The 12,615-nt window shown below is 61.9% G+C and carries 15 protein-coding genes; 11 read left to right on the top strand and 4 right to left on the bottom strand.

The genetic code is table 11. The features are described from left to right. Positions 1–16 precede the first annotated feature (16 nt). The 8 genes from IFU00_13305 to IFU00_13340 all read left to right on the top strand — a co-directional run bounded on the left by IFU00_13305 (position 17) and on the right by IFU00_13340 (position 6,870). Positions 17–742: an SURF1 family protein gene (locus IFU00_13305; GenBank protein ID MBD8543256.1), complete on the top strand. Its 726-nt coding sequence runs from the start codon at positions 17–19 to the stop codon at positions 740–742. After that, positions 720–1,328 carry an SCO family protein gene (locus IFU00_13310; GenBank protein ID MBD8543257.1) on the top strand — a complete coding sequence of 203 codons (609 nt, stop codon included), beginning with the start codon at positions 720–722 and terminating at the stop codon, positions 1,326–1,328. Before IFU00_13305 ends, IFU00_13310 begins: the two co-directional genes overlap by 23 nt. Before the next feature lie 24 nt (positions 1,329–1,352). Further along, a complete protein-coding gene (locus IFU00_13315) occupies positions 1,353–2,510 on the top strand; it encodes a COX15/CtaA family protein (GenBank protein ID MBD8543258.1) in 1,158 nt (385 codons plus the stop codon). Beyond that, on the top strand, positions 2,510–3,403 hold the full coding sequence (locus tag IFU00_13320; protein ID MBD8543259.1) for a protoheme IX farnesyltransferase: 894 nt from the start codon (positions 2,510–2,512) through the stop codon (positions 3,401–3,403). Before IFU00_13315 ends, IFU00_13320 begins: the two co-directional genes overlap by 1 nt. A gap of 27 nt (positions 3,404–3,430) precedes the next feature. Then, complete coding sequence (locus IFU00_13325) at positions 3,431–4,021, top strand: SCO family protein (GenBank protein MBD8543260.1); 591 nt, start codon at positions 3,431–3,433, stop codon at positions 4,019–4,021. Between the two features lie 29 nt (positions 4,022–4,050). After that, entirely contained in the window at positions 4,051–5,130 is a 1,080-nt protein-coding gene (locus tag IFU00_13330) for an AI-2E family transporter (protein ID MBD8543261.1), read from the top strand. Between the two features lie 153 nt (positions 5,131–5,283). After that, positions 5,284–6,045 carry an SDR family oxidoreductase gene (locus tag IFU00_13335; protein MBD8543262.1) on the top strand — a complete coding sequence of 254 codons (762 nt, stop codon included), beginning with the start codon at positions 5,284–5,286 and terminating at the stop codon, positions 6,043–6,045. A 147-nt stretch (positions 6,046–6,192) separates the two neighbouring features. Then, positions 6,193–6,870: a PEP-CTERM sorting domain-containing protein gene (locus tag IFU00_13340; protein ID MBD8543263.1), complete on the top strand. Its 678-nt coding sequence runs from the start codon at positions 6,193–6,195 to the stop codon at positions 6,868–6,870. A 99-nt stretch (positions 6,871–6,969) separates the two neighbouring features. On the opposite strand, the gene IFU00_13345 is transcribed toward IFU00_13340, so the two are convergent. Together IFU00_13345 and IFU00_13350 are read right to left on the bottom strand one after the other, a co-directional pair. Next, a complete protein-coding gene (locus tag IFU00_13345) occupies positions 6,970–7,146 on the bottom strand; it encodes a hypothetical protein (protein MBD8543264.1) in 177 nt (58 codons plus the stop codon). 153 nt (positions 7,147–7,299) lie between these two features. Further along, positions 7,300–8,400: an NADH:flavin oxidoreductase/NADH oxidase gene (locus tag IFU00_13350; protein MBD8543265.1), complete on the bottom strand. Its 1,101-nt coding sequence runs from the start codon at positions 8,398–8,400 to the stop codon at positions 7,300–7,302. 201 nt (positions 8,401–8,601) lie between these two features. On the opposite strand from IFU00_13350, the gene IFU00_13355 reads away from it, so the two are divergent. Further along, entirely contained in the window at positions 8,602–8,901 is a 300-nt protein-coding gene (locus tag IFU00_13355) for an antibiotic biosynthesis monooxygenase (GenBank protein ID MBD8543266.1), read from the top strand. A gap of 37 nt (positions 8,902–8,938) precedes the next feature. Here IFU00_13355 and IFU00_13360 read toward each other — a convergent pair whose 3' ends face one another. After that, a complete protein-coding gene (locus IFU00_13360; GenBank protein ID MBD8543267.1) occupies positions 8,939–9,154 on the bottom strand; it encodes a hypothetical protein in 216 nt (71 codons plus the stop codon). Between the two features lie 286 nt (positions 9,155–9,440). On the opposite strand from IFU00_13360, the gene IFU00_13365 reads away from it, so the two are divergent. Next, the gene (locus tag IFU00_13365) at positions 9,441–10,007 is read left to right on the top strand and encodes a DUF3617 domain-containing protein (protein ID MBD8543268.1); all 567 of its coding nucleotides are present in this window, start codon (positions 9,441–9,443) and stop codon (positions 10,005–10,007) included. A gap of 13 nt (positions 10,008–10,020) precedes the next feature. Here the strand turns inward: IFU00_13365 and IFU00_13370 are convergent, their stop codons facing one another. Next, a complete protein-coding gene (locus IFU00_13370) occupies positions 10,021–11,301 on the bottom strand; it encodes an Nramp family divalent metal transporter (GenBank protein MBD8543269.1) in 1,281 nt (426 codons plus the stop codon). A gap of 257 nt (positions 11,302–11,558) precedes the next feature. On the opposite strand from IFU00_13370, the gene IFU00_13375 reads away from it, so the two are divergent. After that, positions 11,559–12,587 (top strand): PEP-CTERM sorting domain-containing protein, encoded by a 1,029-nt coding sequence (locus IFU00_13375; GenBank protein MBD8543270.1) that lies wholly within the window; start codon positions 11,559–11,561, stop codon positions 12,585–12,587. Positions 12,588–12,615 lie beyond the last annotated feature (28 nt).

Consider the following 12,615-nt stretch of genomic DNA (forward strand, 5'->3'; position numbering starts at 1 on the left):
TTGAGAATTCATTGTAATGCGCTTCGCCTTCCGATTTCGCCCCATCGCCCTGATTGCAGCACTGATTGTGGCCCTCATCGGCATCCTGCTCGGCAACTGGCAACAGGACCGGGCCGCCTACAAGACCGACCTGCAGGCGCGCCAGCTGGCGCGCGCCGCCGAGCCGCCATTCACCCTCGGCCCCACCATCGCCGCCTCACCGGATCTTGAATTTCGCCGCGTGCGCGTCCACGGCGAATTCGTCGCCGGCTGGCCCGTCCTGCTCGCGAACCGCCCACGCGGGAGCCAGTCCGGGTTCTATCTCGCAATGCCGTTTAAAATAGCGGGTGCCGACGAGCACGTGCTGGTGCTGCGTGGCTGGTTGCCGCGGCAGGCCGAGTTCGACAAGCTGCCGACATTTGCGACGCCAGCCGGGCCGGTCACGCTCGAAGGACGGCTCGTCCTGTCTGCCGGCAAGGTGATGGAACTGGGCGACGGCCCGCCGCTGGCGCCGGGCGCGGCGGTGCAGAACCTGACGCCGCAAGCGCTCGCACAGGCAAGTGGCCTGCGCCTGCTGCCGTTCGTGGTGCAGCAGACGTTGCCGGCGACGCCGGCCGACCTGATGGCGCGCGACTGGCCGCTGCCCGAGGCAGGGATCGACAAACACCGCGGCTATGCTTTCCAGTGGTATGCACTGGCGGCGCTGGCCCTTCTTTTTTATGTGATGACGGGATTTCGACGTGGCTCAAGAACAACTCGCTGACCCTGACACCGCGCGCCGCCGCGGCCGCCTCAAGCTGCTGCTGGTGCTGCTGATCTGCGCCGCGCCGCTGATCGTGTCGTACATTACCTTCTACATCGTCAAGCCGACCGACCGCACCAACTACGGCACGATCCTCGATGCGCGCACCTTGCCGATCCCGCAGATGGCCACGACCACGCTCGACGGCCAGCCGCGCACGCTCGCGGACCTGAAAGGCAAATGGGTCATGCTGCGCGTGGGCGGGGGCAAGTGCAACGATGAATGCATGCGCCAGCTGTATGCGATGCGCCAGTGGCGCACGATGCAGGGCAAGAACATGGAACGCATGGAACGCGTGTGGCTGATCACGGACAGCGAACCGCTCGACACCGTCATGATGCGCGAATACGACGGCATGGAATTGCTGCGCGCGCCGGCCGCCACTGTGGCCAAATGGCTGCCGACCGAAACGGGTCGCGCCCCGAGCGATCATATCTACCTGATCGACCCGCTGGGTAACCTCATGATGCGCTTCCCGTTCCAGCCCGAACCGGGCCGCGTCTACAAGGACATCGCCAAACTGCTCAAGGCATCGGCCATCGGCTGAATCACGTTACCGGTAAAGAATCACATGGACCTGTCTTCCCTCATACACCTCGGCCTGATGGGCCTGCTCGTGGCCAGCCTGCCGCTGGCGATCGTCTGGATGTCGTCCGACGCCCACAAATACCGCAAGCTGGTCTGGGTAATGGTGTTCCTGACGTTCGACCTGATCGTGTTCGGCGGCTTCACGCGCCTGACCGACTCGGGCCTGGGCTGCCCGGACTGGCCGGGCTGTTATGGCGAAGCCAACCCGTTCCTGGCGCACGAGCAGATCGCTGCCGCCGAAGCGGCGATGCCGACCGGCCCGGTCACTGTGGCCAAGGCCTGGATCGAGATGATCCACCGCTACCTGGCGATGGGCATCGGCGCGCTGATCCTGGCGCTGCTGTTCACGTCGGTCAAGCAGTGGCGCCGCACGCATGACGCCGTGTTCCAGCCGGCCATGCCGATCGCCTTGCTGGTCTCGGTACTGGTGCAGGGCGCGTTCGGCGCGTGGACCGTCACGCTCAAGCTGCAACCGGTGATCGTCACGATCCACCTGCTGCTGGGCATGACGCTGCTGGCAATGCTGGTCTGGATGGGGTGCCGCGAAGACGCGCTGCTCAAGCGGCCGGCGCCGTTGCAGGGGCCTGGAATGATCGCGCGGCTGCGCAGCCTGCGCTGGCTGTCGCTGCTCGCCGCCGTCGTGCTCACCGTGCAAATCGCGCTGGGCGGGTGGGTAAGCACTAACTACGCAACCATGGCCTGCGATACGTTCCCGCTGTGCCAGGGCGCGATCGTGCCGGAACTGGACTTCGAGCACGGCTTCCACCTGTGGCGCGAGCTGGGCAAGACGATGGAAGGGCATTATTTGCCGTTCTCGGCGCTGGTCGCAATCCACTGGGTGCACCGCGCCTTTGCGCTGGCCGTCGTGCTGGTGCTGGGTTTGGCGGCGTGGCGCGCCTGGCGGTTGCCGGCGCTGGGCAAGACTGCGCGCCTGCTGGTACTGGTCATGGTGGCGCAGCTGCTCACCGGCATCGCGACCGTGTATTTCAGCTTCCCGCTGGCGATTGCCGTCATGCATAACGCCGGGGCGGCGCTGCTGGTGATCCTGGTGACCATGTTAAACTACCGGGTGAAGTTCCAACTCGACGCGGCCTGCGCTGTCCCAGCGCCCGGACTCGCCGCGTCCGCAAGCACCCATTGATGACAACCCAGACAGCCATCCCCAAGCCCCAAAGCCGTTTCTCGCAGTATTGGACCCTGACCAAGCCGCGCGTGACGAAGCTGGCGGTATTCTGCGCCGTGATCGGGATGTTTCTCGCCACGGACGGCTTCCCGGGCTGGCAAACGCTGATCGCCGGCACGGCCGGTATCTGGCTGCTGGCTGCGGCTGCATTCGCTGTCAATTGCCTGGTCGAGGCGCGCGTCGATGCGCGCATGACGCGCACCGCGCGCCGCGCCACGGCCTCGGGCGAACTGAGCACGACGCAGACCGTGGTCTTTTCGTCGATCATCGGCGGCCTGGGCATGCTGGTGCTGTACACACTCGTCAATCCGCTGACCATGTGGCTGACCTTCGTCACGTTCGTCGGCTACGCCTTCATCTACACGCTGCTGCTCAAGCCGAACACGTCGCAGAACATCGTCATCGGCGGCTTGTCGGGCGCGATGCCGCCGGCGCTGGGCTGGGCAGCGGTAGCCAACGATGTGCCGATGGAAGCGTGGCTGCTGGTCCTGATCATTTTCATGTGGACCCCGCCGCACTTCTGGGTGCTGGCGATGTATCGCCGCGAAGACTATGCACGCTCGGGCCTGCCGATGCTGCCGATCACGCACGGCATGAAGTTCACCGGCCTGCAGGTGTGGCTGTATACGATCGGCCTGGCCGCCACCACCTTGCTGCCGTTCGCGGTCGGCATGAGCGGCCTGATCTACCTGGCGGCCGCGGTGCCGCTCAATGCGGTCTTCCTGCGCCACTCGTGGCGCGTGCACCGCAACTACAGCGATGCGCAGGCGCGCAAGACGTTTACCTGGTCGATCGTCTACCTGTCGTTGCTGTTCGCGGCGCTGCTGGTCGACCATTATTTTAAGTTTTGATTCGTAAGTTCTGATATTGGGTTCCAGATGAAACGACTGCTGACCATCGCGGCGTTCTCGGCCGTGGCGCTGTTTGCCACCGGCTGCGACAAGCTGCGCGACAAAGCCCCGGCTTTCCACAACACGGACGTGACGGGCGTCGACTATGCCAAGGGCTTCACGCTGACCGACCATACCGGCAAGGTGCGCACGCTGGAAGACTTCCGCGGCAAGATCGTGGTGATGTTCTTCGGCTATACCCAGTGCCCGGACGTGTGCCCGACCACGATGGCAGAAATGGCGACCGTGCTCAAAGAAATGGGCCCGTCGGCCGACGAAGTCCAGGTGCTGTTCGTCACGGTCGACCCCGAACGCGACACGCAGGAACTGCTGTCGCACTACGTGCCGGCGTTCGACAAGCGCTTCATCGGCCTGTACGGCGACGCCGCCGCGACCGCGAAAGTGGCCAAGGAATTCAAGGTGTTCTACGCCAAGGCGCCGGGCGCCGATGCGAGCAGCTACACGGTCGACCACACGGCCGGCAGCTTCGTGTTCGACAAGCAGGGCCAGCTGCGCCTGTTCGTGCGCCATGGCCAGGGGCCGGGCCTGATCGCCCACGACCTGCGTCAACTGCTATGATGCCGTAAAGACCACTTCCCTGAGGCAGCATGGAGCAGCAACGACCCGGCAGGAACTACACCCGCATCGCCATGGTCATCCTGCTCACGCTGGGCTGCCTCTATGTGCTGCGGCCTTTCCTGCCGGCGATCCTGTTCGCCGCCGCCGTCGCCATTTCGAGCTGGCCGCTGTACCTGCGGCTGCTCACGCGCCTGAACGGCCAGCGCACGATTGCGGCGCTGACCATGACGCTCTCGCTCACGCTGCTGTTCATCATTCCGCTGTCGATGGTCGCCTATAACCTGGGCGACGACGTCGCGCGCGGCTTCGGCGAACTGCGCCTCTTGATCGAGCACCGCGAACTGGCGCCACCCACCTGGCTGCGCGACATCCCGCTGGTCGGCCCGTCGGTCGAGACCTATCTGAACGACCTGATCGCCAGCCGTGAGCAGATGCTGGCGCTGGCCCAGCGCATGCTCGAGCCGGCGCGCCACTGGCTCGTCAAAGGCGGCTTGATGCTGGGCACCGGCGTCGTGCAAATGAGCCTGGCCGCGTTCGTGAGCTTCTTCCTGTACCGCGACGGCAATGGCCTGCTGTCGATCATCGAAGTGACGATGCGCAAAGTGATGGGCGAGGGCGCCGAATCGATCCAGGCCACCGTCAGCCAGACGGTGCGCGGGGTGATGTACGGCCTGCTCGGCACCGCGCTGGCGCAGGCAATCGTCGCTGCCATCGGCTTTGCGATTGCCGGTGTGCCGGCTGTGCCGCTGCTGTCGGTGCTGATCTTCCTGACGTCGCTGATCCCGTTCGGCCCGCCGCTGGTCTGGGGCGGGGCGGCGCTCTGGCTGTTCGCGCAAGGCGAGACAGGCTGGTCGATCTTCATGACGGTCTGGGGCGCGGTCTTGATCAGCGGCGTCGATAACGTCGTGCGGCCGATGCTGATCAGCCGTGGCAGCAGCCTGCCGTTTCTGCTCACGCTGCTCGGCGTGCTGGGCGGCCTGATCGCATTCGGCTTCATCGGGATGTTCATCGGCCCAGTATTGTTGGCAGTCGGTTACTCCCTGATGAGCGAGTGGACCGGCACCGAAGATCCGATCGTCAAGCACGACGAAGAACGCATCGTCGAATAGGTTCCACTGGAGTTTTCCTGCTGGAACCGTAAGAGGGGTGCACGAACCCCTGTGCTATCGTCGACAGCACATTCTCGTGAACCAACAAGGCCTCATGAATGGTCCGCTTGCCGCGCGCAACCGGGCTGTTTCTGCCTGCTCGAAAGGAATTCAATGAACCGTTTCAATGATAAAACCGTCCTCGTCACCGGTGCCGCATCCGGCATCGGCCTGTCGGCTGCCCGCCGTTTTCTGGATGAGGGCGCCCGTGTCGTCATGCTCGATATCGACGGCGATAAACTCGGCAAGGCTGCCGCTAGTCTTCCCCAGGATCGCGTGCTCGTGCAGGTCGGTGACACCGCCGACAAGGCCACCGCGACAGCCGCCGTCAAGGCCACCGTCGAGCGCTTCGGCGGCCTGCATATCCTGATCAACAATGCCGGCATCGCGACGGACGGCGACATCATGGCCACGAGCGAAGAAGACTTCGCGCGTGTCATGGCCGTCAATGTCACCGGCTACTATCACATGGCCAAGGCCGCAATGCTTGAACTCGTCAAGACCCGCGGTTCGATCGTCATGACGTCGTCGGTCTCGGGACTGGGCGGTGACTGGGAAATGTTTGCCTACAACACGTCGAAAGGCGCGGTCAGCAATATGGTGCGGGCAATGGCGATGGATGCAGCCAAGGACGGGGTGCGCGTGAACGCGGTCAATCCAAGCTTTACCGACACCGGGTTGACCCAGGACATGATCAACAAGCCCGAACTGGTCGCCAAGTTCAACGAGCGCATGCCGCTGGGCGCACCGGAAGATCCGGATGGCGTTGCAGCCGCGATGGCGTTCCTGGCGAGCGACGATGCGCGCCTCATTACCGGCGTGAACTTGCCGGTGGATGCCGGGTTGATGGCGTCGAACGGTCAGCCGCCGCAGTAAATGTCGATCAGAAATCCGGCAAGTTCTTGTCGGAATTTCTTACACAACTAGCAATAAAAAATGACGCCCCTTTAAGATTCAAGAGGTTACAGAACAGGCACGCGAATTGCTATGTTCTAATTTCCAGAACAATTAAAGAGGTTACCCATGTTTCGACGTTGTATTGCAGCAGCTGTCCTCACGCTTACCGCGGCCGCGCCGGCTGTTGCAAATTCCATCAGTATCTCGTTTGAAGAGTTTGCCCACGGCGTGTCCATCGGCGATTACCACAATAGTGGCAAGGACAGCCTGGGACGGGCTTCAGGCAATGACTACGGGTTGACTTTCAAGGGCGGCACGATCAGGCACACGACGTTGGGTGCTTATCTGTCGGGTCCCGTTCAATTGACGATCGATGTCGCCAAACTGACAGCCCTGCTCGGCACGGACGATTACTATGTTTCATTCAACGCCGCCCGGCATGACCTTGATGGGGAGTTTACCTATTCTTTCACCGATACTGGTCATCTGGATGCAACGCGAATTGCCGGTAATGGCAATCCGTCCTGCAGTGGTAGAGAGCCATGCAACAAGGCCTTTTATGGTGCAATGGCCGGCTATCATATTCACCCTGGTACTGGTGTTGGCAGCCTGTCAAACATCAAGTTCGATATTGACCGGCTTGATAACCTCCAGATTCATGCCTATGACGGCAGCGCCTTTATTGTCCCGGGTCTGATTCCCGGTTCGGCCGAGATCAATCGGGATATCCCGGAGCCTGCCTCCATGGCGTTGCTCGGGATCGGTGCGGTTGCGCTACTGGCGCGCCGCCGTCGTCGTCGTTAAACGCTCTCGACCAGCGCACTGCATCAGCGCCGTCGCTGACCAGCGACAGGCGCCTGATGTACATGGTTCGCCAGGAATCAGATTCTTCGGCGAGCGCGCTTAGCCCCCGCCAATACCCACAGTGACGTGGCCGCTGCCGCCGCATTGCGGGCATGCTTTGCCATCCTGGAGTGTGCCCTTGCCGGCGCAGGCGTCACAGATGTCTTCGCCGGTACCCGGCGTGCCGGGCTCGGCATCGTCGCCGGGATTGAGGTCGTGTTCGGGATGAATGCTCATGATGGTCCTCGTTGCTGATCGGTCAACCGATTGTAGTGAGGTTTTCGAGCTGGTGGCGCAAGGCAGGCGCTGCAGGAAACGCGCGCGCCCCAAGCGCTTGCCGGACAACGGTTCGGCAGTCAGGGCAACGATCCCTGCCTGCCGAAATGCGGTTTACTTCTGCATGCTGTAACGCTCGAGCCAGTGCGCATACGGCGCCGGCAACACCCAGGTCGGACGCTCGATGCCCAGCTCTTTGGCCGCTTCCAGCGGGTAGTGCGGATTGGCCAGGTGGGCGCGGCCTACCATGACGAGGTCCAGCTGTTCGTCGGCCACGGCGCGTTCTGCCAGGTGCGGACCGTCGAAGCCCCACGCCGATGCGACCGGAATGCCAGCTTCGTCACGCACGCGCTTGGCCACAGGGCCCAGGAAGGCCGGACCCCAGGGGATATTCACATCCGGAATCGTGAAGTTGACGCTGACGCTCAGCATGTCCAGGCCGCGCTGGCGCATCATGCGGATCAGTTCGATCGACTCATTCACCGTTTGTTCATCGTTGCCATCGTATTCGATGACACCAAGGCGCGCAGTCAGCGGCAGGTTGGTCGGCCAGACTTCGCGCACGGCCTCAAGCGTCTCGAGCAGGAAGCGGCTGCGGCCGGCGAAATCACCGCCGTATTGGTCGGTACGCTTGTTGGCGTGCGGCGAAAAGAAGCTCTGGCCCAGGTAACCGTGGGCAAAGTGCAGTTCGAGCCATTCGAAGCCGGCTGCGAGCGCGCGACGGGCAGCGTCGACAAAATTGGCCTTGACGCGCGCGATGTCGTCCAGCGTCATTTCTTTCGGCACTTTTGGCAGATTCTTGCCGAAGGCAATCGCCGACGGTGCGATGGTGTCCCAACCGTAGGCATCTTCCGACGGGATATGGTCATCGCCTTCCCACGGACGGTTGGCGCTGGCCTTGCGGCCGGCGTGACCGATCTGGATGCCGGCGACCGCACCGGCGGCCTTGATACGGGCGGCAATGTGGGCCATGCCCTCGACCTGTGCATCGTTCCACAGGCCAGTGCAGCCCGGCGTGATCCGGCCTTCGGGCGAAACGGCGGTCGCTTCGACGATCACCAGGCCGGCGCCGCCACGGGCGATGCTGGCGTAGTGCGTCTGATGCCAATCGTTGACGAAGCCGTCATTGGCGGTGTACTGGCACATCGGCGGCACCGCGATACGGTTGCGCAACGTGACGTCTTTGAGGGTGAACGGGGTAAACAAGGCTGCCATGAATTTTTCGTTTTCTTAACGTAGGGGTCAAGCCGCGGTCTGCGCCGCGGCGGTCGGCCAGTATAGAAGGAAGGCGCAAAACGTGCTGGCGAGGCCAGCATTTTGCGGTTGGACCGGTCGATGTGTGCCCAGCGCTCGTGGCAAAAGTTCCGCCAGCACCATTGTGATAATCTTGTCGGTCGCTCACTTTCAGGGACCACCATGACCTTGCCCGTCGTTGCTATTTTTGTTGCCAAGCCCGGTTTGGAAGAGAAACTGGAAACACTGTTACGCACCGTTGTCGAGCCGACGCTGCGCGAGGAAGGGTGCATCAGCTACCAAGTGAACCGCGATATTGCCAATCCACGGCGCTTCGTGTTTACCGAGGAGTGGCAGAGCAAGGCCGACCTCGACCGGCATCTTGCGACGCCGCATTTGCGGATGCTGTCGGAGCAGATACCGGCGTTGATCGAATCGAGCGATGTGATCTTGCTGGCGAAGGTTGCCGGCGGTCCGGCGTAAGCCGGAGGGCGCCTGGCGCCGGCCAGGCGGCTGGCTTTTACTTGTCGCCTAAAAAAGCGACGAGTTCTTCATGCCCGCCGATGCGCTTGCCGTCAATATAGGTCTGCGGTGTCGTCTCGACACCCTCGGCCTGCATGAACGAATCGACTTCGCTACGGGTCGTCAATTGATGATCCTCGACCTGGTAGCCCGCCTGTTGCAATAAGTCGAGTGATGCGACGCCGAATGGACAAGTATGTTCCGGGGTGACCATGCGGTGCAGTGTTGCTTGCTTCGATTCCATTGGAATATAACCTTTCTTGAATAGCTCGGTTGCTTGTGGCAACGCGACGAGCAGTGACATCGGGAGATCGAGATTAGGTGTGTGGTACCGGCCGCGCCGTGCGTGAACGCACGCACATCTGTAAATCATCGCACCTGACTCGCCCGGCACTGTCGCCTGATATCGCGTCACTTGCGTCGTACCGATTGCACGAGCGCAGAATTCACTCCCTGGCCGAATCGCATACACTGAAATACTCTACCTATCAGGAGCCAGTATGCGAACAACACGCGTCGCACACATCATCCTTGCCCTTGCCAGCCTTTGTGCAGGCCAGGCATTCGCGCAGCAACCGACCATCAAACCCGGGTTGTGGCAGATCGATATGGCGCTGCCCGACAAGGCGGCGGGCAATCCGCTGGGAGGCTACCTCGAGCTGATGAAAAGCCAGATGGCCCTGATGACGCCCGAGCAGCGCGCGCAGATCGACAAGATGATGGCCGCCAGCGGCACTGAACTGAATGGCGATGGTTTGCGCACGAGACAGTGCATTACCCGGCAAAACATCAACGACTTCGATTTGTTCGGTAAAAAAGGCGCGGATTCCTGTACCAAGAAGATGACACCAACTGCCGACGGGATGAATGTGAGCATGACCTGCGCCCAGCCCCGGATGAAGGTCGACGCCGTCCTGAAGGCCGAGAGTGAGACATCGTATCGGTTTGAATCAGTCACGACCGTACCTGGGCCGGGTGGCGCCGACATCAGCCAGAAATCGAGCGGCACCGGAAAATGGCTGGGAAGCGATTGTGGAACGACCGCCGCAGCAGCAGTTGGCCGGTAACGGGTACGCACGCTCAGGCGAGGGCAAACATGCACGCCACAGCGAGCGCCATCACCGACGTGCATAGCCATCCAAGGACTTTCAAGCGCCGGGAGATGGTCAATGCGCCCATGACGTCGTGCCGCGCTGCCATCAGCAGCATCACGGCCATGATCGGGACCGAGACGACGCCGTTGATGACGGCGCTCCAGTAGAGCGCCTTGATCGGGTCGATGGGTGCGTAGATCAGTGCAACCCCAAGAAGCGTCGCCAGAACGATGATCGTGTAGAAACGCGGTGCCACGGCCGGCTTGTCTTGCAAGCTGTTTTTCCATTCGAATGTGCCCGCCATCGCGTAGGCAGCCGATCCTGCAAGCACGGGAATCGCCAGCAGGCCGGTGCCGATGATGCCAAGACTGAAAAGGATGAACGCGAATTCGCCGGCAATCGGCCGCAGCGCTTCCGCCGCCTGCGCCGAGGATGAAATATCGGTGATGCCGTGCAGGTGCAACGTCACGGCAAAGGTCAGCATGATGGCGAATGCCACCGCATTTGAAAAACCCATGCCAATATAGGTATCGACCTTGATCCGGTCGAGGCTTGCCTTGGCGTCGGCTGGCGCATATTTCAGCGCCCGCGCTTCGGGTATCGCACGCAGGTTTTCGACTTCCTGCGATGACTGCCAAAAAAACAGGTACGGGCTGATGGTGGTACCGAATACCGCAACAATCGTCGTCACGTAGGCGGCTTTCCAGGGCAGGTGCGGGAACGTGATCAAGCCGACCGCGACTGTGGCCCATGGCACCCTGACGACAAACACGGTCACCACGTACGCCAGCAGCGCCAGCGTCATCCATTTCAGGATACGCACATAGCGGGTGTAGGGAATCATCACCTGCAGCACGGCAGACAATGCACCGAAGCCGATCGCATACACATGCGCGGGGCCGCCCATTACCAGCCGCAGGGCGTCGCCCATTGCCGCGATGTCGGCGGCGATATTGATGATGTTTGCAAGCAGCAAAAGCATGACGATGGCATACAGCAACGTCTTCGAATAATGGCGGCGGATATTGGTGGCTAATCCATGCCCAGTCACCACGCCAATACGTGCGCTGACAATCTGGATGCCCACCATCAGCGGATAGGTAAAGATCACCGTCCACAGCAACCCAAAACCGAATTGCGCACCGGCCTGCGAGTAGGTTGCGATACCGCTCGGATCGTCGTCTGCCGCGCCGGTGATCAGGCCAGGTCCTAATTTGGACAGCAATGTGGTGGGTTTTTCAGCGAACGCCGGCAGGGACTCTTCCATAATTGCAGGCTATTCCATTTACTCATGCATGGTCCAGGACGGACTGGAGGGGATGTTCATCACTTCCCCACGAGTCTAACGTGTTCATTCGCCTTGTAGGATATTTCTTACACGGCGCACGCATTCATGCCACTGTCATCATGCCGAATTAGCATCCCCTCGTCATCCCCGCCGATATGGCGCTGACAACTTCTGATGCGCTCGCCCGTGGTGCGAGGCGCGAAATAACTCATCACACTTGAAGAGGGGTTGCTTTTATGAAAACGTCGCATCTTGGACTGTTGCCGCTCGCGGCCATGCTGTTCGCGCCGGTCGCCGCCCATGCCATGCCCGTGTCGACACTCACCGGTGAACGTCCTTTGGTGATTGCCCATCGCGGCGCCAGCGGCTATCTGCCGGAAGAGTCAGTGCAGTCCTATCAGCTCGCCATCCGCATGGGCGCCGACTATATCGAAGGCGATGTGTACCTGACCGCCGATAACAAGGCTGTAATGCTGCATGACGGCACCTTGAATGCCACGACGAACGTCGTCGCGTTCGCCGCCACGCATCCCGAGATCGCCGCCCTGCGTTCCAGCAATGGGACCTACGATGTGCGCAAATTCACGCTGGCGCAGCTCGAGAAGTTGTCCGTGACGTGCCGCAACGCCAATGGCTACTGCACCGACAAGACCTATTTCAACCCGGCCGTCTCGTACAGCTTCACGTCTTACGACGCCTTCCTCGACCTGGCCTACAACCATTTCCTGGAAACGGGTGTCGCGATCGGCGTTTTCCCGGAAGCCAAGCAGACCGGGCTGGAGGTTGCGGAAGCCATCCTGGCGGGCCTGACCAATGCGAAGTACAACGGCTACTTCACGACGGCAGGCCGCGCCCTGACGCAGTCCTTCAACGCGGCGCAGGTGGAATACCTGAACACCAACTCGTCGATCCCGGTCAGCTATCTGGGCGTCTGCCCCAACACGGCAGCAGGGGCAGCTGCCGTTGCGGCCATCGCCGACGGGATCGGTCCTTCGGCAGGCCTGCTCAGCGCAGCCTGCGTGAAGGCTGCGCACGATGCGGGAATGACGGTCACGCCGTATACGTTCCTGAACAACCCGGCCAGCTACGAGGCCGCTTACAACCTCGGTGTGGACGGCGTGTTCACGAATTACCCGGACATCGCCGGCACTGTGCGCGACCAAGTATTCGGGCCGGCCACGCCAGTGCCCGAGCCGCATTCGCTGGCACTGCTGGGCCTGGGCCTGGCCGGCATCGTCGGGCTGAAGAAGCGCAAGCAGGCTTGATCACGCAGGTGATTTGCACGCCCGGCCG

Origin of the sequence: Oxalobacteraceae sp. CFBP 8761 (genome assembly GCA_014841595.1) — a bacterium.
In the GTDB taxonomy this organism is placed as follows: Bacteria; Pseudomonadota; Gammaproteobacteria; order Burkholderiales; family Burkholderiaceae_D; genus Telluria.